Raw genomic sequence first — 24497 nt, 5'->3', positions numbered from 1 at the left:
CGCCATCGTGAGAAAACCCATCGTAATGCGCGGCCGGGGCAGACCATTACTGTCCACCGTCGTCACGGTCCTCGCTCTCGTCCTGGGTATGGGGGTGCCGGCCGCGTCCGCGGCGGATACGGCCACACCCGGTGCCGGGAGCGGTCAGCGGGCCGCGGCCGACGGCAAGTTGATCGGGAAGCCGGTGATACTCACCGGCGAAGGCGTCGACAAGAAGGCGAAGCGGCCTCGGTCGGCGTGGCGCGCCGCCCCCGCGCCCAAGGCCAAGACGGCTCCCCTCTCGCCGAAGCAGGCGATGAAGGAAGCGATGGACGAGGCGAGGAAAGCGGGCGCCGAGTCCTACCTGGACACTTCCAAGGTGCCCTTGACCAAGGACGGGCAGGCCTCCGCTCAGGCAGCCGCCCTGGGGCTTCCGCCGACCGACCTCGGTGACGAGCCTCCCGCGCAGGACACCAACCAGTGCCTCGACCGCGACGGCGCTTCCTCCGCCCAGGGGGAGACCCTGAATCGCTGGCTGTGGTGCCAGAAGTTACGCATCGGCGTCCAGTACTTCAAGATCATCGACGGCGAACCGGTGTATCAGGGGACCAGCAGCGTCGCCTTCCACGCGGTGGCGGTCGGCAACGGCAAGCAGCGCGTTCTGCGCACCTACCTCCAGGCCCAGTACGACTCGGTGGAGTACGACGACTGGAGCCTTTGGGATCGGTTCTTCACCGCCCCCAACCTCAAGATGTTCATCCTCTCGGACTGCGCCGAGGGCTACGATTCCTGCTTCGCGACCGGCAGCGGGATCGAGCACACCTTCGACGAGTGGGACTACCACCGCGAGTGGCTGCACTGGGACATCTACTCCGACGAGGCGGCGTCCACCTCACCGGACAAAGTCCTCTTCCACCACTGGCACTTCCGGTTCGGCGGCTCCGGCGGCGGCTACGTGGGCCCCGACGCCACGACGGCCGACCGCACCTTCCGCTGCGACTCCGCCGGCTACTTCTCGCAGTTCGACGTCGACTACCCGAAAGCGTGCGTCAACTACGAGGTGATCCCGCACCTCCAGTACGACATCAGCGACACCCGGGTCGCCTCGGTCGCCCGGCACATACGGGTCGCCCAGGACACCCCCGACAAGACCTATCCGATCGAACTGGAACCCAAGCACATCCCCGGCAAGTACAGCGGGAGCCGCGACGACCAGGGTCTGCAGCGCGTCCCGGACGGCGGCGTCGTCGCCAAGAGCAACGAGGACTGGAAGAACTACGCCTGCAACCGCACGGGTCCGTACGGAGGGGACCAGGCCTGGCGCGGACTGCCCCCGTACGACACGGCCACCCAGGACTGCGACGAGTATCCGTTCCAGTCCACCGAACAGGGCGCGAGCAGCCCGAACTGGGACTTCTCCGTCCGCGCCGTCCCCAACGGTGAGAACCGGTCGGCGGGCGGCCTGCTGCGCTGGTACTACTTCAGCGACCGCATCCTGTACAACGCCGCCGACCCCTTCTGGGTCGAGATCCGCGACTAGCGGCACCGCGCACGCCTGAGGGCCCGTCAACTCGTCGACGGGCCCCTCGCGTTCGCCTGCCTCGGATCAGGCGCTCTCAGGTGCGGCCTGCGCCAGCGGCTTCGGCGCGCGGCGGGTGAGAGGCAGCAGTGCTGTCGATACCAGCAGGGTGAGTGCGCCGAGCAGCAGAACCGCCGAGGCGAGGGTGCCCAGGGTGCTCGTGACGGCGAGCAGGGCGAGCGGGCAGGCGAACTCGCCGAGGAAGAAGGCCGACGTCCACAGCCCGGTGCCGCGCCCGCGGTCGGCGTACTCGAGCCGGGACAGCGCCACCGTCAGCAGGGACGGCAGCAGCATCCCCGTTCCGACGCAGTTGACGACGGCGCCCGCGATGAGCAGGGGAAGGTGGTCGGTCGCGCCCATCAGGACGAAGCCCGCGGCGCACAAGGCGAGTACGGCGGGAAGGCGCCGGCGCGCCCGGTCGGCGAACCGGGTGAACAGCACCGACCCAAGGACGGTGGCGGCGCTGGCGAGCGCCGTGGCGGCGCCCACCACGCCGGTGGAGTGCACGCCCAGGTCGTCCATGAGATAGGACATCTCCACAGGCACGGTGTAGAAGACGGCCGCGCCGAAGATGGTCAGCAGGCAGATGCCCGCCATGCGCCGCAGTGGGAAGGGGCGCCGGTCCGTCGCCGTCGGCTCGGCGGCCGGGCTCGGGGCGGGCAGCGCGCGGGCCATGGCCGGGGCGAGCAGCACGCCCACGAGGTAGAGCCAGAAGGGTGCCCGCCAGCCCGCCGAGCCCAGCGCGCCGCCGAGGACGAAGAAGGCCGTGGCGGACGCCGACGCGCACATGGTCTGCAGCGCGAGGTACCGGTCCCGGGTCCGTCCGGTGTAGTAGTCGCCGATCAGCGTGGTGCAGCACGTCATGATGGCCGCTTCGGCGATGCCGACCAGGACGCGGCTGGCCACGATGCCGTACAGCGAGGACAGCCACAGCGGCGCGGTGCCGAACAGGGTGTACAGGACGGTGGCCGCGACCAGCAGGCGCTTGCGGCCGAGCCGGTCGACGAGGGCGCCGGCGAACGGGGCGAGGACGGCCAGCGAGAGGGCCGGGACGGTGAGCACGAGGGGGACGAGGGCGGCGTTGCCGGGAACGTCCCGGAAGTGGTCCTGCATGCGCGGCAGCACCGGGGCGATGAGGACGGCGCCCAGGATCGGCAGGCAGCTGCCCGCCATCAGCAGCACGGCCGGCAGCCTGCTCCCGGCAACCGGGTCCTGGGTGTGTCGATGAGCGGGCAGGGCGGCGGAAGCGGGCATGGCGGCACTCCGGAACATGGGCGGGGAAGGGCACCGCACGGTGAACGGGCGGACGGGCGGACGGCGCCCGGTGCCGGTCTGTGGGCGGCGCGGCGGTGTGCCACGACTATGCGTTCCGGGCCTCGGCCTGCCCAGTCCCCCCGTCATCCAAGTTTGCGATGTGGCTGATCCAGCCCGTGGATGGCGGCGTCACGCCGTCAGCCCCCGTCGCCCCTGAACGGCCTGTTCCGGCTCAGTTCTCGGACTGCAACCGCGCCCCCACCCGCGCGGCCGTCTCGCGCAGCCAGATGTGGGCCGCGTCGTGCGTGTGCACCGGATGCCACCACAACGCCTCCCGCAGTGGTACGGCCTCGTACGGCGGTTCCACCACGCGGACGGCGGCGATGGGTGCCAGCAGCCGGGCCAGGCGCGACTGCACGAGGGCGACCCGCCGGGTGCCGGCGACCAGCAGCGGCAGCAGCTGGAAGCTGTCGACGGAGACCTCGACGCGCGGTTCGACGCCCAGCATGCCGAGCTGGCGCACCGCGGGAGCGTCGTAGGTCCGCTGGTACGTCACCCAGGGCAGCCGTTCCAGGTCCTTGCGGCTGAGGCGGTCGTCGACGCTCGGGTGGTCGCGCGCCACGAGGAAGACCCAGCGGTCGTCGAAGAGGTCGGTGGCGGGGAAGTCGCTGATGACGCCGTGCGGCATGAGCAGTCCGTCGGTGGCGCTGAGCAGGGTCGCGGTGTCGTCCACGACGGTCGTCGGCGTGTGGGTGAAGCGCAGCCGGATGCCCGGGGCCTCCTCGTGCACCACGCGGGCCAGTTCGGTGCCGAAGACGGCCACGGCGTAGTCGGACGCCAGCAGCTTGAACTCGCGGTTCTCCTTGGCCGGATCGAAGTCCGCCTGGCTGGCGAAAAGGCGTTCCAGCACGTCGTAGGCGGTGGCGGTGCGGTCCAGCAGCATCTGCCCCAGCGCGGTGAGTTCGTAGTGGCCGCCGACGCGGGCGAGCAGGTCGTCGTCGAAGTGCCTGCGCAGCCGGGCGAGGGCGGCGCTCATCGCGGGCTGGCTGAGGCCGACGCGCTGCCCGGCACGGGTGACGTTGCGCTCCTCCAGCAGGGCCCGCAGGGCGACGACGAGGTTGAGATCGAGACGGGCCAGGTTCATGCGCTTCCCTCAGCAGTGCGGCGCCGATCGGGGACTATCCATGTGACGGATTACGGTGATCCACACAATCTATTTCCCTGATCACGGGTGCGGGGTCCAGATTAGTCGCACCGCAATCAGGAGGACATGTCCGTGAAACCCGAATCCGCGTCCAGGCTCTTCGCCGGACCCTTCGCTCTCGCGACGCTCTCGGCCCCGGACGGGCCTCGCTTTCCCGCCCTGGTCACTCCCGACGGCCTCGTTCTGGATTTGCGGTCCGCCTTCGGCGACGAGCGGCTGACCGTGCTGAACCTGCTGGAGGACTGGCAGACCACACTGCCGAAGCTGCACGCGCTGGCCGCCGACACGGGCCTCGGCCGGACTCCGCTCGCGGACCTTCACGTGCACGCCCCGGTCGAACCGCGCCAGGTCCTCCAGTCGGGCGCGAACTACCGGCAGCACGTGATCGACCTGCACGTGGCACACCGCGCGCCCGGTGACGACCGGCCCGAGGCCGAGCGGCGCGCCGAAGCGGCGGAGATCATGGACAGCCGGGCGGCCGAGGACCTGCCGTACGTCTTCATCGGCCTGCCCAGTGCGATCACCGGGCCGTACGACGACGTCGTCCTGCCCGCGTGGGCCGAACAGCCGGACTGGGAGCTGGAGTTGGCGGTCGTGATCGGCCGGGCGGCGCACCGGGTGTCCGTCGAGGAGGCGCCCGCGTACATCGCGGGGTACACGATCGCCAACGACCTGACCGATCGTGCGACCGTCTTCCGCCGTGACATGCCGCAGATCGGCACCGACTGGCTGCGCAGCAAGAACGCACCGGGCTTCACGCCGCTCGGGCCGTGGATCGTGCCGACCGAGTCGATCACCGACCCGGACGACCTGCGCGTCACGCTGAAACTCAACGGCGAGACCATGCAGGACGAGTCGACCAAGGACATGATCTTCAAGGTCGCGCGGATGGTGTCGTACGCCTCGCAGACCGCCCGTCTGCTGCCCGGGGACCTGGTGCTGACCGGCAGCCCGGCCGGCAACGGAATGCACTGGGGGCGGCTGCTGCGCGACGGCGACGTGATGGACGGGGCGATCACCGGTCTCGGTGCCCAGCGCACCCGCTGTGTCGCGGAGGCGTCGTGAACCGGCTCGATCCCGAGGGCGCGATCGCCGAGGCCGCCAAGTCGTACTCCAACTGGGGGCGCTGGGGCGAGGACGACCGGCTCGGCACCCTGAACTTCCTCGACGAGGACAAGCGCCGCGAGGGCGCCGCCCTGGTCCGGCGCGGGGCCAGCTTCTCGCTGGCGCAGTCCTTCGACATGAACGGCCCGCAGAAGGGCTGGCGGCGGCGCACCAACCCGGTGCACACCATGCTCGACACCGGCACCGACGCCGCCCTGGGCAACCAGGGCTTCCCGCACGGCATCGGCGGCGCCGACGACGTGATCGCGATGCCGCTGCAGTGCTCCACGCAGTGGGACGGCCTCGGCCACATCTTCGACCACGGCAAGGCCTGGAACGGACGCCCGGCCGAGAAGGTCGTCACCTCCGACGGCGACCTCGTCACCGGCATCGAGCACATGGCCCCGCATGTCGCCGGGCGCGGCGTGCTGCTGGACGTCGGCCGTGTCGTAGGCGAGGCGGGAGAGCTGCCCGACGGCTTCGCGATCACGCCGGAGCACCTGACGGCGGCCGCCGAGGCGCACGGGGTGAGCGTGGGACGCGGCGACATCGTTCTGGTGCGCACCGGACAGCTCGCCCGGGCGCGCCGCGACGGCTGGGGCGACTACGCGGGCGGCCCGGCGCCGGGCCTGTCGTTCACCACCGCCGGATGGCTGCACGGCAGCGAGATCGCCGCGATCGCCACCGACACCTGGGGCTTCGAGGTCCGCCCGAACGAGTTCGAGCACGCCTTCCAGCCCCTGCACCAGGTCGCGATCCCCAACATCGGCCTGCTCATCGGCGAGATGTGGGACCTGGAAGGCCTGGCCGAGGACTGCGCGGCCGACGGCGTGCACGAGTTCTGGCTGACCGCCGCTCCCCTGCCCATCACCGGCGCCGTCGGCTCGCCCGTCAACCCCGTCGCCGTCAAGTAACCAGCGGAACGAAGGAGTTCCCCCATGAGCACACCCCGCACGGTCCTCGTCATAGGCGGCGGCGCGGCCGGCAACGCCGCGACGATCCTGCTGCGGCGCGCGGGTCTGGCCGTGGACCTGATCGAGGCCAAGGACGACTGGAACGCCACCGCCGGCTCCGGCATCACCCTCCAGGGCAACGCCCTGCGCGTGCTGCGCGAACTGGGCGTCTGGGAGCAGATCAGGACCTCCGGTTTCGGGTTCGGGTCCGTCGGCATCACCGCCCCCGACGGCACGGTCCTGCACGTCGCCCGGGACATCCGCACCGGCGGTGACGACCTGCCCGCCACCGTCGGCATGCAGCGCCCCCGGCTGCAGAGCATCCTCTGCGACGCCGTCCGTGCGAGTGGCGCCTCGGTGCGCCTTGGCACCAGCGCCGAGTCCCTGGAACAGGACGACGTCGGCGTGACCGTACGCTTCACCGACGGCACCGAGGGCCGCTACGACCTGGTGATCGCCGCCGACGGCCTCGGCTCCACCACCCGCGCCACCATCGGCATCACCGCCAAGCCCGAACCCACCGGCATGGCCATCTGGCGCGTCGCCGCCCCCCGCCCGGCCGGCGTCACCCGCACCGACCTCGCCTACGGCGGCCCCGCCTACATCGCCGGCTACTGCCCGACGAGCGACACGACGATCTACGCCTACGTCGTCGAGGCCAACCGCGACCGGGCGTCGATACCGCCGGAGACCTACGCCGAGGAGATGCGGCGTCTCGCCGCCGCCTACGGCGGCTTCTGGCCGGAGATCACCGAGCACATCACCGACCCGGCGAAGGTCAACTACACCTGGTTCGACCGGCTGTTGGTAGAGGGTTCCTGGCACCGCGGCCGGGTCGTGCTGGTCGGTGACGCCGCGCACTGCTGTCCGCCCACCCTCGCGCAGGGCGCCGCCATGTCCCTGGAGGACGCGTGGGTGCTCACGCAACGGCTGACCGCAGCGGACGACTGGGACGACGCGCTGTTCCAGGCGTACTACGAGCGGCGCATCGCACGCGTCCGTCCGGTGGTCGAGGCGTCCGTGCAGATCGGGCAGTGGCAGCTGGACGGCGTGCGCGACGCGGACCTGCCCGGCCTGATGGGCCGCACCATGACCATGCTCAGGGAGCTGCCGTGACCACGCCCCCCACCGTCGACGTACACGCCCACCTGCTGCTGCCCGACGTCGAGTCCCTGGTGGAGGGCCTGCCCGGACTGGCCGAGGCCAAGGCGCTGGACGCCCGGCGCAACGGACCCGCGGCCCTCGCCGTCAACGGCCCCATGGTGCGCGAACGCATCCCGCTGCTGCTCGACGTCACCGCACGGCTGGCCGCGATGGACGCCCAGGGCGTGGACCTCCAACTCGTCAGCCCCTCCCCCTCGCACTACCACTACTGGACGGACGAGGAGACCGCCGAAAAGCTGTACCGGCTCGCCAACGGGGCGACCGCCACCCACTGTTCGGCCGCCCCCGACCGGCTGCGCGGCCTCGGACTCGTCCCGCTGCAGCACCCGCACCTGATCGTGGGCGCGCTCGACCACGCGCTGGAACAGGGTCTGGCCGGGGTGGAGATCTCCAGCCACGCACCGGGCCGGGAACTGTCCGACCCGGCGTACGAACCCTTCTGGACGCGGGCCGAGGAGACGGGCGCGCTCGTCTTCCTGCACCCCTTCGGCTGCACGCTCGACGAGCGGCTGGACCGGTGGTACCTGTCCAACACCGTGGGCCAGCCCACGGAGAACGCCGTCGCGCTGTCGCACCTGATCTTCTCCGGCGTACTGGACCGGCATCCGGGGCTGAAGGTGATCGCCGCGCACGGCGGCGGCTACCTGCCCACCCACATCGGCCGCTCCGACCACGCCTGGACGACCCGCTCCGACGCCGACGCCGGCTGCGCCCACCTGCCGAGCAGCTACCTCAAGCGCCTGTACTTCGACTCCCTCGTGCACGACCCGTCGGTGCTGCGGGAGTTGGTCCGGGCCGCCGGGCCCGACCGGGTACTGCTCGGCTCCGACTTCCCCTTCGACATGGGCACGCGGGACCCGGTCGGCGCCCTGCGCGCGGCACGCCTGCCCGACGCCGACTTCGACGCCGTCCGCGGTGGCAACGCCGCCGCCCTCCTCTCCCTGGGAGTGACACCATGAGCGCACGTCTTCTCACCCACCTCAGGCACGTCGACCTCGCCGTGCCCGACTACGACAGGCAACTCGACTTCTACGCCGGCGTGTGGGGCCTGACCAAGGTCGAGGAGGACTCCGGCATCTCCTTCCTGGCCGCCGAGGGCTCCCCCGAGCAGTACGTCGTCCGGCTGCGCAAGGCCGACGAGAAGCGCCTCGACCTCGTCTCCTACGGCGCCGCGAGCGCGGCGGACGTCGACACGCTCGCCGAGCGACTCCTGGCCGGTGGCGTGCAGTTGATCTCACAGCCGGGCAAGGTGGACACCCCCGGCGGCGGTTACGGCTTCCGCTTCTTCGACGTCGACGGCCGCACCATCGAGGTCTCCGCCGACGTCGAGGTGCGCAGGCACCGCAAGATCGAGGAGAAGGAGTCGATCCCGGTCAAGCTGTCCCACGTCGTGCTCAACTCCCCCGACCTGGACCGGACGAGGGACTGGTACGAGCGGCACCTCGGCTTCAGCCTGTCCGACACGCTCAGCTCGCCGCACATGGGCGAGGTCATGCACTTCATGCGGATCTCCAACCAGCACCACTCGATGGCCCTCGCCAAGGGCCCGCACACCTCGCTGCACCACGTCTCCTTCGAGATGCGCGGCATCGACGAGTACATGCGGGGCTCCGGTCGCGTCATCCGCGCAGGGTTCAAGAAGATCTGGGGCCCCGGCCGGCACATGGCGGGCGACAACACCTTCACCTACTTCCTCGACCCGCACGGCAACACCGTCGAGTACACGACGGAGTTGGAGCTGCTGGACGAGGACACCTGGCACCCGCACGTCTACGACTTCTCCCGGCCCGAGGTCACCGACCAGTGGGGCACTGCCAACCCCATGAACGAACTCATCGCCAAGGAGTCCTTCAACGACCCCGACCGCGGCTGCTTCGTCGCCCCGCCGGTCTGATCCCACCCCGACTCCCGGGGGCACGGCAGCCCTGTCAACTGCCCTGACGCACCGCCCGCCGTGCCCCCGGGCCCCAGCCCCGAGCCAGGAGCCGCTCATGCGCTTCGCCGCCTACGAACACCACGACCAGCGCCGCTTCGCGGTCGTCGACGACGGAGTGCTGTACCCGGTGCCCGGCGTCCGCTCCCTCACCGAGGCCCTCACCGCCGCAGACGGACTGCCCGCACTCCTCGACCTCGGCGCCGCCACCTTCGACGTACCACCCGGCCCGCACGTCTCCCAGGTGCGCCTGCTGCCACCGCTCCAGCCCACCTCGATACGGGACTTCGTCACCTTCGAGGAACACGTCGAAGGCGTACGACGGTCCGTCGACCGGGCCGCCGGAGTGCCCGAGCAGTGGTACGCAGCCCCCACCTTCTACTTCACCAACCCGCACGCCGTCCACGCGACGGGCGAGGCCATCCCGATGCCGCCCGGCTCCGCGGTGCTGGACTTCGAGCTGGAGGTCGCCGCCGTCATCGGCCGCGAGGGCCGCGACCTCACCCCAGAGCAGGCCCGCGACCACATCGTCGGCTACACCGTCTTCAACGACTGGTCCGCCCGCGACCTGCAGTCCGCCGAGATGAAGGTGGGCCTCGGCCCCTGCAAGGGCAAGGACACCGCCACCACCCTCGGCCCCTGCCTCGTCACCGCCGACGAACTGGACAAGTACCGCGACGCCGACGGCTTCCTGCGCCTCGCGCTGACCGCCGAGGTCAACGGCGAGACCATCGGCCGTGACCTGCTGTCCAACATGAGCTGGACCTTCGAGGAGATGGTCGCCTACGCCTCCCGCGGCACCCGGGTGCTGCCCGGCGACGTCCTGGGCTCCGGCACCTGCGGCAACGGCGGCTGCCTCGCCGAACTGTGGGGCCTGCGCGGCGAGCAGAGCCCGCCGCCGCTCAAGCCCGGCGACACCGTCACCCTCACCGTCGAGGGCATCGGCACCCTCACCAACACCGTCGTCCCCGGTGCCGAGCCCGTGCCGCTGCCCGCCGGCCGGCGCCGTTCCCGGGAGCGGCCGTGAGCGACCTGCATCCCAAGAGGCTCCTCGGGAAGGTCGTCGTGGTCACCGGCGCGGCCCGCGGACAGGGCGCCGCCGAGGCAGCGGCCCTCACCCGGGAAGGCGCCCGCGTCATCGCCACCGACGTCGAGCCCGCCGACGGCGGCCGTCGCCTCGACGTCACCAGCGACAAGGACTGGACGGATCTCGCCACCGAGTTGAAAGAGGCGTACGGGTACGTCCACGGACTGGTCAACAACGCCGGCATCACCTGGCGCGCCCGGCTGGGCGACGTACGTCCCGAGGACCTCGACCGCGTCCACGCCGTCAACGTCACCGGCCCGCTGCTCGGTATCCAGCACCTCGCCCCGCTCATGCCGCCCGGCTCCGCGATCGTCAACATCGGCTCCTCGGCGGCCCTCACCGCCCACTACCCGGTCGCCTACACCACCAGCAAGTGGGCGCTGCGCGGCCTGTCGAAGACGGCGGCGCTCGAACTCGGCCCGCGCGGGATCCGCGTCAACACCGTCCACCCCGGCTACATCGACACCGAGATGACCGCCTTCGCCGCCCCCGCCTTCCGCGAGGCGAACATCCGGGAGACCCCGCTGGGCCGCACCGGCACCGTGGACGAGATCACCCCGCTGGTCGTCTTCCTGCTGTCGGACGACTCCTCGTTCATCACCGGCGCGGAGATCCCCGTCGACGGCGGCCTGACCGCGCACGGCGGCGTGAAGTCCATCTCGGACGCACTGCTGCCGGAGGGTGGCCGGTGAAGCGGCTCGACGGCAAGGTGGCCCTGATCTCGGGGACGGCGCGCGGACAGGGCCGGGCCGCGGCGCTGCGCTTCGCGGCCGAGGGCGCGCTCGTCGTGGGCGGGGACCTGCTGCACGAACAGGCTCTGGAGACGCAGCACCTCATCGCCCGCGAGGGCGGCACCGCCCTCACCCCCGGCCCGCTCGACGTCACCGACGAGCGCTCCGTCCGCGCGTGGACGGAGGGGGCCGTGGAGGCGTTCGGCGGCATCGACATCGTCTACGCCAACGCCGGCGCCGTCCGCTTCGGGGCGATCGCCGACCAGCCGTACGAGGACTTCGCCTTCACCCTGCGCGCCGAGCTCGACTCGGTGTGGCTGACCGTGCGCGCCGCCTGGCCGCACCTGGTCCGCAGCCGCGGCTGCGTGCTCACCGTCGGCTCCACCGCGGGCCTCACCGGCTCGCTCACCAACCAGCGCACGGCGCACTCGGCCTCCAAGGGCGCGGTCATCGCCCTGACGCGCCAACTCGCCGCCGAGGGCGCACCGTACGGCGTCCGCGTCAACTGCGTCAGCCCCGGAATGATCGACACCGATGGCACCCGCGCAGACCTCCTCGCCGACGACCACACGATGCGCGACATCGCCCGGCACATCCCGCTCGGCCGCGTCGGACTACCTGACGAAGTCGTCAACGCCGCCGTCTTCCTCGCCTCCGACGAAGCCGCGTACATCACGGGCGCCAACCTCGTCGTCGACGGCGGCTGGTCCGCCGTCCTGCCCGGCGCGACCTGCTGAAAGGACTCCCCCGCATGAACAAGGTCCGCGTGAGCGCCGCCGAGGCGGTCGCCGACATCCCCGACGGCGCCTCGCTGGCCGTCGGCGGCTTCGGCCTCAGCGGCGTACCCGAAACCCTCATCCGCGCGCTGCACGAACAGGGGGCGGGCGGTCTGCGGGTCGTCTCCAACAACTGCGGCGTGGACGGCCGAGGTCTCGGAATCCTGCTCGCCGCGGGCCGCATCGCCCGCGTCACCGGCTCCTACGTCGGCGAGAACAAGGAGTTCGCCCGCCAGTACCTGTCCGGAGAGCTGGAGGTGGAACTGGTGCCGCAGGGCACCCTCGCCGAACGCCTGCGCGCGGGAGGCGCCGGCATCCCGGCGTTCTACACCCCGGCCGGCGTCGGCACGCAGGTGGCCCGGGGCGGCCTGCCCTGGCGCCACGCCGCCGACGGCTCCGTCGCCGTGGCCTCCCCGCCCAAGGAGACCCGCGACTTCGCGGGCCGCCCGCATGTCCTGGAACACGGCATCACCACCGACTTCGCCCTCGTGCGGGCCTGGCGCGGCGACCGCCACGGCAACCTCCGCTTCCGCGGGGCCGCCTCGAACTTCAACCCGCTCGCCGCCATGGCCGGCCGGGTCACGGTCGCCGAGGTGGAGGAACTGGTCGAACCGGGCGACCTGCGCCCCGACGACATCCACCTGCCCGGCGTGTTCGTGCAGCGCGTGGTGGAACTGACGGCCGCTCAGGCCGCCGACAAGCAGATCGAGAAGAGGACGGTACGTTCCTGATGGCCTGGACCCGCGAGCAGATGGCCGCCCGCGCCGCCGCCGAACTCACCGACGGCTCCTACGTCAACCTCGGCATCGGCCTGCCCACCCTGATCCCCGGGCACCTCCCGGCAGGCGTGCACGTCACCCTGCACTCCGAGAACGGCATCCTGGGCACCGGCCCCTACCCCACCGACGACGAGGTCGACCCCGACCTCATCAACGCGGGCAAGGAGACCGTCACCGTGCTGCCCGGAGCCGCCTTCTTCGACTCCGCGCTCTCCTTCGGCATGATCCGCGGCGGCCACATCGACACCGCCGTGCTGGGCGCCATGCAGGTCTCGGCCACCGGCGACCTCGCCAACTGGATGATCCCCGGCAAGATGGTCAAGGGCATGGGCGGTGCCATGGACCTGGTCCACGGCGCCCGCCGCGTCATCGTCCTCATGGAGCACACCGCCAAGGACGGCAGCCCCAAGATCATCGAGGAGTGCACCTTGCCCCTCACCGGAGAGCGGTGCGTCCACCGGATCATCACCGACCTCGCGGTCCTCGACGTCACACCCGACGGCCTGGGCCTGGTCGAGACCGCTCCGGGTGTCACGGTGGAGGAGCTGCAACGGCTCACCCCCGTAAGGCTGTTGAACAGCCGCCCCTGAGACGCTCCCCGCCCGGTTTCGGTGCATGGCCGTGGCGCGGCGTGGAAGGGTAAGTATGTTCAGCGGGCAATTAGCTCGGACATATGAGGCACCTGGCCTGCGGGGGAATCAGTGGCACTTACCGCGAGTTGGAGCACCGACCATGCACTCCACCCCCCATCTGCGCTTCCACGTACTCGGCCCCCTCGAGATCTGGGCGGGAGACAGACGGATCAGACCTGGTGGCCCTGTCAACGAACGCGTACTCGCCATGCTGCTGCTTGAGCCGGGACGGATCGTTCCCGTCTCGCGGCTGGTCGAGGCGGTCTGGGAGGAGGCGCCGCCGTCCACGGCGGTCCACCAGGTCCGCAAGGCGGTCGCCGAACTGCGCCGGCGGTTACCGTCCGGGCACGAGTTCATCGTCACCGAACCGCCGGGCTACCGCGTGATGCTCGAGGACGGCCAGTCGGATCTGCGGATGTTCGACATCCGGATGCGCCGCGCGCAGGAGGCCCGCGCCGAAGGGCTTCTTGACAACGCTGTCATGCAGTTGAAAGCCGGACTGGACTCCTGGCGCGGCCCCATCCTCGGCGGCACCGGCGGCCCCCTCATCGACGCCGCCGCGGCCGCGTGGGAGGAGAAGCGCCTGACCGCGACCGAGCAGTGTTTCGAACTGCGCCTCGACCTCGGCGAGTCGAGCGGGCTCATCGGCGAACTGCGCGAGTCCGTCACCGCGCACCCCTACCGGGAAGTACTGCGCGGCCACCTGCTGCTCGCCCTCTACCGCGCCGGGCGACAGGCGGAGGCGCTGGAGGAGTACACGCGGCTGCGGACCTCGCTGGCGGAGGAGCTCGGCATCGACCCCGGCCCCAAACTGGCCGCCCTGTACGAGCAGATCCTGCGCGCGGACCCCGAGTTGGACGCGCCACCGCTCGTCCGCGACACCGCCGAGCCGCCGTTCGCGGTCACCGGGACCGCCCCGTGCACGCTGCCGTACGACCTCGCGGACTTCACCGGCCGCCACGAGGAGATCCAGCGACTCGTCACCGCGCCGTCCCCCACGGGCGACCGCACCAGCCCGCGCATCCTGCTCGTCGACGGCATGGGCGGAAGCGGCAAGACGGCCCTGGCCGTGCACGCGGCGCACCGCCTCGCCGACACCTATCCCGACGGGCAGCTCTACGTCGACCTCCGGGGCTTCACCCCCGGGGAGGAACCCCTCTCCACGGCAACGGCACTCGGCGTCCTGCTGCGGGCGATGGGGGTGGCCGGCAAGTCCGTACCCGACGACGTGCTCAGCCGCGTCGCACTGTGGCGGGTCACCAGCGCCCGCCGACGGCTGATGCTGGTCCTGGACAACGCCGTCGACGCGGCGCAGGTACGCCCGCTGCTGCCCGCCTCCCCCGGCAGTCTGGTCCTGATCACCAGCCGGGTCCGGCTGCCCGAACTGGAGGGCGCCGAAGGGCTCTCCCTGGGGCTGCTGTCCGAGGAGGACAGCGTCGAGATGGTGCGCAGCATTCTCGGCGCCGACCGGGTGGCCGCCGAACCGGACGCCGTCGCACACCTGGTCCGGCTGTGCGGCCGGCTTCCGCTCGCCCTGCGGGTGTCCGCCGCCCGCCTGCGCAAGCGTCCCCACTGGACGCTGCGCCACCTGACCGAACGGCTCGGCGACGACTCCCGCATCATGGGCGAACTGGAGTCCGGGGACCGCAGCGTCGCAACGGCCCTGCGAATGTCGTACGACGCCATGAAACCCGAACACCGCGCCCACTTCCGGCTGTTGAGCCTGTATCCGGGAGTCGACTTCGCGGTGCCGGTCGCCGCCGCCCTCCTGGACACCGATGCGCACAGTGCCGAACGGGTCCTGGAGTACCTGCTGGACGTGCATCTGCTGCAGGAGTTCGAGTTCGGCCGGTACTCCTTCCACGACCTGGTGCACAGCTTCGCCCGCACCCTGCCGGCCGACGACGGCCCACAGCGCTCGGCCGCGGTGCGGCGCCTGGCCGCCCGCATGGTGACCGACCTGGAACGCGCGTGTGACGCCCTGTTTCCCGGACGGGTGCGTTACGGCTGCGCCCCACCGACCCAGGCAGCGGCGGCACCGGCCCTGCGCCCCGAGGAGGCGCAGCGGTGGTTCGCCCAGGAGTGGCGAAACGTTGTGGCGGTCGTCCATCTCGCCGACCAGCACGGCCTGCACCGGCACGCCGCGTGGCTCAGTCGCGGCGTCGGCTTCCATCTGCACGCCCAGAACCACTTCTCCGACTTCGAGCACACGGCCCGGCTTGCGGTGGACAGCGCCCGCAAGGAGGGCGATCCGGAGCTGCTGTGCGTCTCGCTGATCAACCAGGCGGTCGCCCAGTGGCAGCGTGACCTGTTCCAGGAGGGCATCGCCTCGGCAGAGGAGGCGCTGGAGATCGCCGCCGGCCTCGAAGACCCGCGCACCGAGGCGGCCTGCCTGAGCCGGCTCGGCGTGCTGTGCACCAGCGTCGGACGTCTGCGGGAGGCCGTCGGATACCTGGCGCGTGCGAGTGAGGCCCATCGGGCGCTCGGCTCCGCGCGGGAGGAGGCGCAGGCCCTGGCCAACCTGTGCTTCGCCCGGGAGCGCCTGGGGCGTCTGCCCGAGGCCGTGCAGGCCGGGCAGCGGGCCGCCGCACTGGCCCGCGACACCGGTGACGCGGGGATCGAGGTGACCGCGCTGGCCAATCTGTCGCTCGCCCATCTCGGCCTGGAGCGGCTCGACGCGGCGGCCGAGTGCCTCGACCGGGCCCGGGCGCTGTGCGAACCGCTGCGCGCGCCGGCGCTCACCTCGCTGGTGCTGTGCAACCTGGCCGAGGCGGAACTGCGGGCGGGGCGCCCGGACTCGGCTCACGAGCACGCGGTGAACGCCCTGGACCTGGCCCGCGGTCATGGCTCGCAGGCCAGACAGGCCGCGGCCGAGAACGTGCTGGGCCGGATCGACGGTGCGCGCGGGCAGCACCGACGGTCCGTGGACCGCCACCGGGCCGCGCTGGAGCGGGCCACGGGCATCGGGCTGCGCACGGAGATGGTCCGGGCGCACCAGGGGCTGGCCCAGTCCCTGCGGGCCCTGGGCGACGGGACCGCCGCCGACGGGCACGGGCTGGCGGCGCAGGAGCACGCCGCGGCGATGGCGCTGGGCACGAGGGTGGAAATGGACCCGGCCGCCGGGCCCTGAGTGTGACGCGTCAGGGCGCGGCGGCCGGAAGCGGGCGGGCGGTGACGGATTCGGCGGTCAGGGCGCGGAGCCGGCCACGACGTCACCGCCCGGCACGTGTGCCGTCGCCGCCCGCGCTGCGGACGGGCGGCCCGCGGCCGGGAGCAGCCGTGCGGCGATCAGCCGGGACAGGGCCGCCGCACGGGCCGCCCGCGGGCCCGACGGCAGGGTGACGAACTCCGTGCCGGACGTGGAGTGGCGGCACCACGCCTGCAGACCGGACCCGTCGAACCGCGCCGACGTCCGGTCGGTGCAGACCACGAGCCGGCTCTCGGTGACCGTGCGGCGCGCCTCGGCCGTACGGCCGGGGGTGATCGCGTCCGACACGAACAGGGTGGTGCAGACCGCGTGCCCCGTCGCCCGCTCGAACTCCCTTGCCAGCGCCAGGCCCAGATGGGCGCCGCTTCCCCAGCCGTGCACCGCGAAGGGGCCCCGCACGCCCGCGTCGCGTACCTGCCGGGCGAGGGCCTCCGGCAGGCCGGTCGGCGTGCGCGCCCCCGTGCCGGGGCGCAGCACGACCGGCCGGAGACCGGCGGGCAGGGCCCGGACCAGACCGGCCACCTCCGCCACCGGGGTGTCCGGTCCCGGCAGGAGAACCAGCGGAAACCGCCCTTGGTGCACCGTCATCACGGTCTCCTCCCGGCCCGGCGCGCGACGGCTGTCAGTGAGTGGGGCCGACATCGGTGGCCAGGACCAGGCCGCGTCCGTCGACGGCGTGCGCACCGGCGGATCCCGCCGTGGCCCCCGCCCAGCCGACCACCGCCGCCATGACCACGGCCACTGCCGCATGTCCCAACCAACGCATGTCGCGTTCCTTTCAGCTGTCCGTTCCTGGTGTGCCACCACGATGCGACCAACGGATCCCGACGATGTCCCGGTCCGATACCGCCCGGTTACCCGACAGGCCAGGGGCCCCTTGCCCTCGACCGACGCCGGGCTCTCCCGCGTCACCGGAGCTGAGTCACGCCGGTTCGGGGAACGGATCACCGCGGGCGAACAAGTAGGCCTGCCGCAGCAGGAGTTCGACGACCATCGACTCCGTTTCGTCACGCGGGCCGTAGACCAGCAGCGAACCGCGCGGTACGACGGTCACGCCCCACCCCGCCGCGACCGCCCACCGCGCCCACCGGCCGGGCAGCATCAGGTGCACGCTCCCGTCGTACGGCGGATGCACGTGCCCGAACTCCGAGCCGGCCAGGAACGCCTCGGCCGGCCCATGGGCGAGGACCGGCGCGAGATGGAACGCGCAGGTCCCCCGTACGCAGACGTACGAGGGACCCGTGCGGACCCCGTCGAGTGCGGCGACGGCGTCGACGAGCCGCTCCCTGAGCGCGGCCGGTGCCGGGTCGGTCAGCTGCTCCACCGGTTCACCGGTCACGACCAGCGGGGCGGCGCCCCGGCGTGACGGCAGAGGCATGCCCGCTCACCCTCCTCCCGTCCGGCTGCCGGTCACGGTGGCGGCGCCGGACGCGGATGACGGCTCACCGGATCCTCACCCCGCCGCGACGCCCGGGGCGGGCGGCGTTTCGGCGAGCCGGAAGCCCATGGCGTAGATGTCGCGCCGGTACCAGCCGTGCCGTCGGCGGCAGCGGGCCAGGTCGGCGTAGCGGGTGAAGCTGCCGCCCCGGGCCACCCGGTAGCCGGCGTCGGTGTCCGCGTGCAGGTCGTCGTCGACATACTGGCCGCCCGGGTAGGGACGGTAGTCGTCGGCGACGTACTCCTCGACGTTGCCGGCCATGTCGTACGCGCCGAACGGGCTGCGTCCTGCCGGGTACATGCCGACCGGGGTGGTGGCCAGGGGCCCGTACTCCACGGTGTTGGCCAAGTCCTCGCCGGGCTCCTCGCCCCACGGGTAGGCGCGCCCGTCGCCGCCCGAGGCCGCGTACTCCCATTCCGCCTCGGTCGGCAGCCTGAAGGCGCGTCCGGTGCGGCGGGCGAGCCAGGCCGCGTACGCGTCGGCGTCCTGCGGGGACACGCTCCACACCGGGTGGTTGGCCAGGTGGGCGGGGTACACGCCGAAGCGCCACGAGGTGGGCAGTCCGGCGTCCGGGTGCTCGGTCAGGAACAGCCGGTACTCCGCGTTGGTGACCGGGTAGCGGGCGATGCGGAAGGCGGCGATGTCGGCGTCGTACTCCGGTGCCTCCTTCGCGATCCACGCGCGCGTGACGCCCACGTGCCGCCAGGCGTCGGCGACGGCGTCGACCCGGTCCGCCGCCAGGCCGAGGCGTACGCGGGCGGCCGGGACGTCCTCCATCGCCGGCGCCAGCGGGTCGATGCGGGGATCGCCCAGCAGGGCGAGGAGTTGGCCCGCGGCCAGCCGAAGCAGCCGGTCGGCCCGCGGGTCGGCCACCCGCGCTGCCAGTTCCTGCGGGTCCTTGCCCGCGAGCGTGCGGGTCAGCCGCCGCAGCCGGTCCTGGTCGACGCGGTCGGTGAAGGCCGCGGGCAGTCCCATCGCCGTGCGGTCGTCCAGCTCGTTGGGGTTGACCGCCAGGGTGTCGGCCGTGGTCATGGGGCCGGCTCCGGCCGGGGCTGGAGCGGGTAGACCCGCCCGTCGTAGGAGGAGGCGAGGAACCGGCCGTGGGCGGCGTCGTAGTGCAGGCTGGAGATGCCCGCCGTGGTGGGCCGCAATACGTGCGGCCAGTCCCCGGTGGTCACGTCGTAGACGGCAACCGTGCCCGCGTACGAGCCCGTCGCCACCAGGTGGCCGTCCGTGGAGGCGGCGACGCACTTGACGGAGTGGTCGTGCGGGGTGGGCACGGTACGGCTGGTGCGGCCGTCCCAGATCCGCAGGGTCAGGTCCCGGCTGACGCTGGCGAAACGGCCGCCCGGCAGCGGGGCGCAGCCGTTCGCGATCCGCGCGTGGGCCTCGTCCACGCGGCCGGTCTCGGTGAACGTCTCCAGGGAGAACCAGGACACCGAGGCGTCCGCGCACACCGCGAACAGCGTGTCCCCGGAGACCGCGACGCCCTTGACCGCGTTGGTGTGCAGGGGCAGCGTCGCGACGTGCTCGGGATCCTGTCCCTCGCGGACGGCGAACACCAGGCCCTCTCCCGTGTAGGCGCCGACCACCACGTGCGGCACGCCCTCGCGGGTGAAGGCGGCGGCGCAGTTCAGCGGTGAGCGGTGCTGGTGCAGGACGCGGCCGTCGCGGGCGTCGAAGACCCGGCCGAGCTGGCCGCCGGTCAGGACACGGCCGCCGACCTCCACGAGGAAGTTGCACAGGCTGCCGGTGGCGGCCCGCTGCCGTCCGTCGACCCATACGATTCCGGCGTCGCCGGTCGTCCAGAGGGCGCCGTCGGCGGTGGTGACGACCGCGTTGACGCACGCCGTGGGCTCCACTCCCGTCAGGTCCCAGCTGCCGTCGGTGACGCGGTACACGGCGTAGGACGAGCCGAAGGTCCCGAAGACGAGCGTGGAGTCGTCGAGGAAGGCGCACGAGCGGGCCCACACCTCGGCGGGGAACTCGGCGGTGTGCGTGAGCCGGAGCCCGGCGTCCGCGTCGGAGGCGTCCCACACCCGAAGGGCACGGTCGTAGCTGAGGCTGACCAGGGACTCGGTGGCCGCGTTGTACACCAGCCGCTTGATGCCTGCCTCGTGCGCCGGGGCCTTGCCGGTGCGGCCGTCGGCGATGGTGATGATCTCGCCGTCGTCGTTGCCGGCGTACACCACACCGGCCCGGGTGATCGCGATGGTGTCGGTCTCCACACCGCCGAGGTCGACCTCGCCGACCATGCCGCCGGCCGCCAGGGACCAGCGCTTGACGGTGCCGTCGTCACTGGAGGTCAGCAGTTCGTCGCCCTCTCCCAGCCAGGCGACGGAGATGACGTCGGCGGTGTGTCCCTCGAACCGGGCCACCAGCGTGCCCGTGAGGTCGTACACGCGCACCAGGTGGTCCCGGGAGGCGGTGGCGACCAGGTCCCGGGTCGGGTGGAAGACGGACATCTCCACGTCGTCCTTGTGGTCGCTCAGGACGGCCCGCAGCTTCATGTCGGGCACCGACCACAGCCGAGCGGTGTAGTCGCTGGACGAGGTCAGCAGCAGCGTCCCGTCGGGGCTGAAGGCGACCTGGTTGGCGAGGTGGTCATGGACGGCGCGGGCGAGCGGCGTCCGCGCCGCCGCGTCCCACAGGATGACCTGGTTGTCGTAGCCGGCCGTGGCCACGTACGCGCCGCCGAAGGCCGCGACGCCGCTGATCGGCCCGTGATGGCGTATCACGCTGACTCCTCCAGTCGGATGGTGTGCGAGGTGCGGGCGACCTTCGCCGTCAGGTAGCCGGTGTTGTGCGGGTTGACGAAGACGCCCGTGGCGACGGTGCGCCGCACCCGGATGCCGTAACGGCGCAGCTGCTCGCACTTGTTGGGGTTGTTGGTGAGCAGGTCGATCTCTTCGTGGCCCAGGGCGAGCAGCATCTGCGCGGCCGCCGCGTAGTCGCGCATGTCCTCGCCCAGTCCCAGGGCCCGGTTGGCCTCGTAGGTGTCCAGGCCGCGGTCCTGCAGCCCGTACGCGTCGAGCTTGTTGTACAGGCCGATGCCGCGCCCTTCCTGACGCAGGTACAGCAGCAGCCCGCCGGCGGTGTCGATCATGCGCAGTGCCTCGCGCAGCTGGGGGCCGCAGTCGCAGCGGGCGGAGCCGAACACGTCGCCGGTCAGGCACTCGGAGTGCACCCGCACCAGCGGCACGCCGTCCTGGACCGTCCCCAGGCGCAGCGCCAAGTGCTCGCGCCCGTCCACCAGCCCGCGGAAGGTCATGACGCGGGCGGTGATCGGGTCTCCCGTCGCCGGGTAGAGGGGGATGCGCACGCTCTGGCGCACCTCCGCCCGCGGCGGCGGGTCACCGGCGCCGTCGCGGTGGCGCAGCGCGGGCACGGAGGGGGCCCGGAGGCCGGTGGTGCGGGTGTCGCCGGGTATGTGGGGCATGTCTTCCTCCTCCTAGGCCGGCTCGGTCGTCGCCGGGTTCGTCGGGGTCCAGGCGGTGCGGGCGCGGTGCAGGTGGACCATCACCACCGACGAGACGGCGCCGAGCGCCAGGAACGTGGCGTGCGGGCCCGCAACACGGTCGAGCGGGGGGATCACAACAGGGGACAGCAGCGCGGCGGATCCGGTCAGCAGCCACATCAGGCCCGAGGCCCGGCCCATGACGGCCTGCGGCAGGTAGCGCACCCGCAGCATCACCACGGCGGCCAGCAGCGCGCCCTGGGCGACGGCTCCGAGGACCAGTGCGGTGAGGAACAGCGGCCACACCGGCACCGCCAGCAGGGCCAGGGACACCGCGCGGGCGGCGAGGGCAACGGGCAGCAGCGTTCTGGGGCGCAGCCGTCGGCGCTGCGAGACGAGCAGGTTGCCGGTCAGCAGGCTCAGGTTGACGGCGGCGACGACCCAGCCCGCCTGCTGCCCGGACAGCCGCCAGGAGTGGCGCAGTTCGAAGAGGACCAGGGACGTCAGGCCGGTTCCGCAGACGGCTTCCAGCACCATCTGCAGGACGAGCGTGACGGCGATGCGCCGGTCGGCGGTGACGTCGTGCCAGACCTTGCGCAGGCGTGCCGGTTCGCGCCGCCCGGCGCCCGCGGCGGTGCGGCGCGGCGGGCGCACGCCCACCGCCCACACCGCCAGCGGTGCGAAGAACGTCGGCAGGTTCAGCCACAGCACGCCCAGATAGCCGAGCCACGGCAGGGTCACCGCGACCAGGACCGGCCCGGCCAGAGTGGTGGCGAGGAACAGGCTGTTGAGGGTGCCGCGGGCCCGCGCCGGGCAGCGCGGGAACATCACGGGTACGTCCGTCATCCAGCCGGTCCGGTAGGCGACCCCGCCTGCCGCCACCACCAGGGCGCACACGAACAGCGTCCAGGTCCGCGGATGGCCGTTCCACAGCATCAGGTTCATCGCCAGGGCCGCCGACGCCTGCGCCAACAGCCCGTACAGGACGAGACCGGACGTGCCGCGCCGGTCGGCCACCGAGCCGAACCAGGGGGCGAGGAGCATGCTCATCGGCACGGCGGCGGCCAGCCACGCCATCACCGTCAGCGAGCCGGTCAGCCGGTACGCCAGCAGCGGCAGCGCGGTCGCGTACAGGGCCTCGCCGACGTTGTTTACGGCGTTCCCGGCGGCGAAGACGAGGAAGGGACGCTCGGTGAACGGGGAGGGCTCCACCACCTCGTCGCCGCGGGCGGTGCCGTGCCCGGCGCGCACCTGGCCGGCCGTGGTCACGGCCGGGCCGCGCCGGCCGCGGCGGGGAAGGGGCGGGCGCCGGAGGAACGCGGCAGCCACAGGTCGCGCAGCACGGTCAGGACCGGGCCCTCGCCGCCGCGGTCCAGGCGGTACAGGCGCAGGTAGCCGCCGCGGCCGCCGACCACCACGTACGCCCGGCCGTCGTCGCCGCGCAACGCGGTCATCCCCTTGGGGAAGTCGGGCAAATCCTCGTGCAGGGCGAGCAGTTCACCGCTGTCGTGGTCGTAGGCGGCGATCTGCATGCCGTAGGTGACCACGCACAGCGTGCCGTCGATCAGCGCGCAGTTCTCGGCCGTGTTGTCGAGCAGTTCCACGAACTGCCGCCGCGGCTTGTCCTCGCCGACGATCAGTTCCTTGACACCGCCGCCCCCGGTGACGCGCAGCCGGTCGCCGTCGACCAGCAGCCGCTTGGGGTAGCTCTCCAGCTCCGTCTCCCAGGAGACGCGGCCGCTCTCGTCGTAGGCCGCGAGCCGGCCGGTACGGCAGCCCAACACCCGGCGGCCGTCCGGCAGATAGGCCGACGCCCAGGCGCTCGCGAGCAGCCCGTCCACGTGCAGCAGCTGCCGGCCGTCGGCCGCGTCGAACTCGAAGCCGCCGGCGTTGCAGGCCACCAGGACGCGGCTGTGGTCCGGCGAGACCGAGACGGTGTGGACGATGCCGGGCAGGCGGGCCTCCCACACGATGGTGCCGTCGGGGGTGAACCGGCGCACCGTGTCGGGCCAGAAGATCGCCACCCGGTCTTCGCCGCAGGGCTCGGCCCGGCGGGCGAAGCCCGGTGCGCCGTGGTACTCGTCGACGAGGTCGAGCCGGGCGTGCTCGCCCCGGGTGTCGAGGCGGACCACGGCGGTTCCGTCGTCGGTGCCGGCCAGGACGGTGGTGGGGTCGCCGGGCAGCGGACGCAGGTCCCACACGCACTGGCGGGAGAAGTCGAGCCGGTGCAGCACCTCGCCCTCGGGGGACAGCGCCGTGATCTCGCCGTCCTGGGTGAGGGTGTAGACGCGTCCCTGCTCGTCGATGGTGACGTCGATGATCTGGTGGCTGAAGCCGGTGACCCGCTTGCGGACGGTCAGTTCGGGGGTGGTGTTGTCGAACAGGAGCAGTTCCCCGTCGAAACCGCCGATGTAGACGGTGGTGAAGTCCGGGGAGAACACGAGCCCTTCGACGTCATTGCGGGCGAAGTGCATGCGCTGGTCGACCGTGCCGTCCAACCCGATGGTGACCACGCCGTTGGAGACGTTGTGGGTGTCACCGACGCCGGCGTCGCCGATGGCCCAGAAGCGGTGGTGCCGGGCGTCGTAGACGACGCGGTGCACGTTGGAGGTGTCGACGCGCACCGTGGTGGGGAACGACCACTCCTCCAGCGAACCGAGGTGCACGCATCCGTGCCGGTCGGCGACGGCGTGTACGCCCGGGGCGTCGGTGCAGAACCATTCGAGCATGTCGTAGCCGTGCGGCCACGGGACGATGCGCTCGACGGCGAACGTCTCGACGTCCAGCACGACGACCTGGAAGTACCCGTTGTCCACGTACGCCTTGCCGTTCCACACGCCGATGCCGCGCAGCATCGTGGGGGACGGCTGTTCGCCCTCCAGCAGCAGGGAGCGGTCGGCGGTGGTGCGGGCGTCCAGGCGGTCGGCCAGACGCAGCGTGTCGGCGTGCCAGCGGCAGATGGTGCCGGTCTTGTCCCGGGTGATGATCCAGTCGCCGGCGAGGGCGACGCCGTACACCGGGCAGCCGGCCGGGTCCTGCGCCACGGCGGGCAGACCGGACGACCGGCGTGGGGTCAGGTCGTGGTCGAGGCGGTGCAGGCCACCGCGGACGTCACAGGCCAAGAGCCCCTGACCGGGCAGGCTGACGATCCGTGTGATCCGTTCGGGGATCTCGGGGATCTCCATGGTGAGACTCCACTCCTGTCGGACGGGCTGAAGC

Annotated in this window: 22 protein-coding genes; 12 read left to right on the top strand and 10 right to left on the bottom strand. The window is 72.2% G+C overall.

Annotated elements, in window-relative coordinates; genetic code table 11:
• Positions 1-88: 88 nt before the first annotated feature.
• Positions 89-1519, top strand: coding sequence for a NucA/NucB deoxyribonuclease domain-containing protein (locus FBY22_RS15780; RefSeq protein WP_160159876.1), 1431 nt, complete (start codon positions 89-91; stop codon positions 1517-1519).
• A gap of 66 nt (positions 1520-1585) precedes the next feature.
• Here the strand turns inward: FBY22_RS15780 and FBY22_RS15775 are convergent, their stop codons facing one another.
• Both FBY22_RS15775 and FBY22_RS15770 read right to left on the bottom strand, forming a co-directional pair.
• Positions 1586-2812 (bottom strand): MFS transporter, encoded by a 1227-nt coding sequence (locus FBY22_RS15775; RefSeq protein ID WP_399211190.1) that lies wholly within the window; start codon positions 2810-2812, stop codon positions 1586-1588.
• A gap of 232 nt (positions 2813-3044) precedes the next feature.
• Positions 3045-3956, bottom strand: coding sequence for a LysR family transcriptional regulator (locus FBY22_RS15770; protein ID WP_142146103.1), 912 nt, complete (start codon positions 3954-3956; stop codon positions 3045-3047).
• Positions 3957-4082: 126 nt separating this feature from the next.
• Here FBY22_RS15770 and FBY22_RS15765 point away from each other — a divergent pair, with 126 nt between their 5' ends.
• From FBY22_RS15765 to FBY22_RS15715, 11 genes are all read left to right on the top strand, one after another.
• Positions 4083-5081 carry a fumarylacetoacetate hydrolase family protein gene (locus FBY22_RS15765; protein ID WP_142146101.1) on the top strand — a complete coding sequence of 333 codons (999 nt, stop codon included), beginning with the start codon at positions 4083-4085 and terminating at the stop codon, positions 5079-5081.
• Entirely contained in the window at positions 5078-6034 is a 957-nt protein-coding gene (locus tag FBY22_RS15760; protein WP_142146099.1) for a cyclase family protein, read from the top strand. Before FBY22_RS15765 ends, FBY22_RS15760 begins: the two co-directional genes overlap by 4 nt.
• A 24-nt stretch (positions 6035-6058) precedes the next feature.
• On the top strand, positions 6059-7189 hold the full coding sequence (locus FBY22_RS15755) for an FAD-dependent oxidoreductase (protein WP_142146097.1): 1131 nt from the start codon (positions 6059-6061) through the stop codon (positions 7187-7189).
• The gene (locus tag FBY22_RS15750; protein ID WP_142146095.1) at positions 7186-8196 is read left to right on the top strand and encodes an amidohydrolase family protein; all 1011 of its coding nucleotides are present in this window, start codon (positions 7186-7188) and stop codon (positions 8194-8196) included. Before FBY22_RS15755 ends, FBY22_RS15750 begins: the two co-directional genes overlap by 4 nt.
• The gene (locus tag FBY22_RS15745; RefSeq protein WP_142146093.1) at positions 8193-9131 is read left to right on the top strand and encodes a VOC family protein; all 939 of its coding nucleotides are present in this window, start codon (positions 8193-8195) and stop codon (positions 9129-9131) included. Before FBY22_RS15750 ends, FBY22_RS15745 begins: the two co-directional genes overlap by 4 nt.
• Positions 9132-9228: 97 nt before the next feature.
• Positions 9229-10197 carry a fumarylacetoacetate hydrolase family protein gene (locus FBY22_RS15740; protein WP_142146092.1) on the top strand — a complete coding sequence of 323 codons (969 nt, stop codon included), beginning with the start codon at positions 9229-9231 and terminating at the stop codon, positions 10195-10197.
• Entirely contained in the window at positions 10194-10949 is a 756-nt protein-coding gene (locus FBY22_RS15735; protein WP_142146090.1) for an SDR family NAD(P)-dependent oxidoreductase, read from the top strand. The genes FBY22_RS15740 and FBY22_RS15735 overlap by 4 nt, the downstream gene beginning before the upstream one ends.
• Positions 10946-11725, top strand: coding sequence for an SDR family NAD(P)-dependent oxidoreductase (locus FBY22_RS15730; RefSeq protein WP_142146088.1), 780 nt, complete (start codon positions 10946-10948; stop codon positions 11723-11725). Before FBY22_RS15735 ends, FBY22_RS15730 begins: the two co-directional genes overlap by 4 nt.
• 14 nt (positions 11726-11739) lie before the next feature.
• On the top strand, positions 11740-12495 hold the full coding sequence (locus tag FBY22_RS15725; RefSeq protein ID WP_142146086.1) for a CoA transferase subunit A: 756 nt from the start codon (positions 11740-11742) through the stop codon (positions 12493-12495).
• Complete coding sequence (locus FBY22_RS15720; protein ID WP_142146084.1) at positions 12495-13133, top strand: CoA transferase subunit B; 639 nt, start codon at positions 12495-12497, stop codon at positions 13131-13133. The genes FBY22_RS15725 and FBY22_RS15720 overlap by 1 nt, the downstream gene beginning before the upstream one ends.
• Before the next feature lie 142 nt (positions 13134-13275).
• Positions 13276-16305, top strand: coding sequence for a BTAD domain-containing putative transcriptional regulator (locus FBY22_RS15715; protein ID WP_142146082.1), 3030 nt, complete (start codon positions 13276-13278; stop codon positions 16303-16305).
• 57 nt (positions 16306-16362) lie between these two features.
• Here the strand turns inward: FBY22_RS15715 and FBY22_RS15710 are convergent, their stop codons facing one another.
• The 8 genes from FBY22_RS15710 to FBY22_RS15680 form a co-directional block, all read right to left on the bottom strand.
• Positions 16363-16971, bottom strand: a complete 609-nt coding sequence (locus FBY22_RS15710; RefSeq protein WP_142146079.1) for a hypothetical protein — start codon at positions 16969-16971, stop codon at positions 16363-16365.
• A 34-nt stretch (positions 16972-17005) separates the two neighbouring features.
• The gene (locus FBY22_RS43865) at positions 17006-17149 is read right to left on the bottom strand and encodes a hypothetical protein (RefSeq protein ID WP_160159875.1); all 144 of its coding nucleotides are present in this window, start codon (positions 17147-17149) and stop codon (positions 17006-17008) included.
• 156 nt (positions 17150-17305) lie between these two features.
• Positions 17306-17761, bottom strand: coding sequence for a luciferase family protein (locus FBY22_RS15705; RefSeq protein ID WP_142146077.1), 456 nt, complete (start codon positions 17759-17761; stop codon positions 17306-17308).
• A 75-nt stretch (positions 17762-17836) separates the two neighbouring features.
• Entirely contained in the window at positions 17837-18853 is a 1017-nt protein-coding gene (locus FBY22_RS15700; RefSeq protein ID WP_142146075.1) for an SUMF1/EgtB/PvdO family nonheme iron enzyme, read from the bottom strand.
• Positions 18850-20559 (bottom strand): WD40 repeat domain-containing protein, encoded by a 1710-nt coding sequence (locus FBY22_RS15695; RefSeq protein WP_142146072.1) that lies wholly within the window; start codon positions 20557-20559, stop codon positions 18850-18852. The genes FBY22_RS15700 and FBY22_RS15695 overlap by 4 nt, the downstream gene beginning before the upstream one ends.
• Positions 20556-21260, bottom strand: coding sequence for a GTP cyclohydrolase II (gene ribA / locus FBY22_RS15690; RefSeq protein ID WP_142146070.1), 705 nt, complete (start codon positions 21258-21260; stop codon positions 20556-20558). Before ribA ends, FBY22_RS15695 begins: the two co-directional genes overlap by 4 nt.
• A 12-nt stretch (positions 21261-21272) precedes the next feature.
• On the bottom strand, positions 21273-22547 hold the full coding sequence (locus FBY22_RS15685; RefSeq protein ID WP_160159874.1) for an MFS transporter: 1275 nt from the start codon (positions 22545-22547) through the stop codon (positions 21273-21275).
• The gene (locus FBY22_RS15680) at positions 22544-24463 is read right to left on the bottom strand and encodes a PQQ-binding-like beta-propeller repeat protein (protein WP_142146066.1); all 1920 of its coding nucleotides are present in this window, start codon (positions 24461-24463) and stop codon (positions 22544-22546) included. Before FBY22_RS15680 ends, FBY22_RS15685 begins: the two co-directional genes overlap by 4 nt.
• Positions 24464-24497 lie beyond the last annotated feature (34 nt).

It is taken from the genome of Streptomyces sp. SLBN-31 (genome assembly GCF_006715395.1).
Classification (GTDB): Bacteria; Actinomycetota; Actinomycetes; order Streptomycetales; family Streptomycetaceae; genus Streptomyces.
Note: the sequence above shows the minus strand (reverse complement) of the source record. Positions and strands in the feature narration are given on the sequence as shown.

Coding starts and splice junctions, on each gene's coding strand:
- FBY22_RS15780 (WP_160159876.1), top strand. CDS start 89: ATGGGGGTGCCGGCCGCGTCCGCGGCGGATACGGCCACACCCGGTGCC.
- FBY22_RS15775 (WP_399211190.1), bottom strand. CDS start 2,812: ATGCCCGCTTCCGCCGCCCTGCCCGCTCATCGACACACCCAGGACCCG.
- FBY22_RS15770 (WP_142146103.1), bottom strand. CDS start 3,956: ATGAACCTGGCCCGTCTCGATCTCAACCTCGTCGTCGCCCTGCGGGCC.
- FBY22_RS15765 (WP_142146101.1), top strand. CDS start 4,083: ATGTCCGTGAAACCCGAATCCGCGTCCAGGCTCTTCGCCGGACCCTTC.
- FBY22_RS15755 (WP_142146097.1), top strand. CDS start 6,059: ATGAGCACACCCCGCACGGTCCTCGTCATAGGCGGCGGCGCGGCCGGC.
- FBY22_RS15745 (WP_142146093.1), top strand. CDS start 8,193: ATGAGCGCACGTCTTCTCACCCACCTCAGGCACGTCGACCTCGCCGTG.
- FBY22_RS15740 (WP_142146092.1), top strand. CDS start 9,229: ATGCGCTTCGCCGCCTACGAACACCACGACCAGCGCCGCTTCGCGGTC.
- FBY22_RS15725 (WP_142146086.1), top strand. CDS start 11,740: ATGAACAAGGTCCGCGTGAGCGCCGCCGAGGCGGTCGCCGACATCCCC.
- FBY22_RS15720 (WP_142146084.1), top strand. CDS start 12,495: ATGGCCTGGACCCGCGAGCAGATGGCCGCCCGCGCCGCCGCCGAACTC.
- FBY22_RS15715 (WP_142146082.1), top strand. CDS start 13,276: ATGCACTCCACCCCCCATCTGCGCTTCCACGTACTCGGCCCCCTCGAG.
- FBY22_RS15710 (WP_142146079.1), bottom strand. CDS start 16,971: ATGACGGTGCACCAAGGGCGGTTTCCGCTGGTTCTCCTGCCGGGACCG.
- FBY22_RS43865 (WP_160159875.1), bottom strand. CDS start 17,149: ATGCGTTGGTTGGGACATGCGGCAGTGGCCGTGGTCATGGCGGCGGTG.
- FBY22_RS15705 (WP_142146077.1), bottom strand. CDS start 17,761: ATGCCTCTGCCGTCACGCCGGGGCGCCGCCCCGCTGGTCGTGACCGGT.
- FBY22_RS15700 (WP_142146075.1), bottom strand. CDS start 18,853: ATGACCACGGCCGACACCCTGGCGGTCAACCCCAACGAGCTGGACGAC.
- ribA (WP_142146070.1), bottom strand. CDS start 21,260: ATGCCCCACATACCCGGCGACACCCGCACCACCGGCCTCCGGGCCCCC.
- FBY22_RS15680 (WP_142146066.1), bottom strand. CDS start 24,463: ATGGAGATCCCCGAGATCCCCGAACGGATCACACGGATCGTCAGCCTG.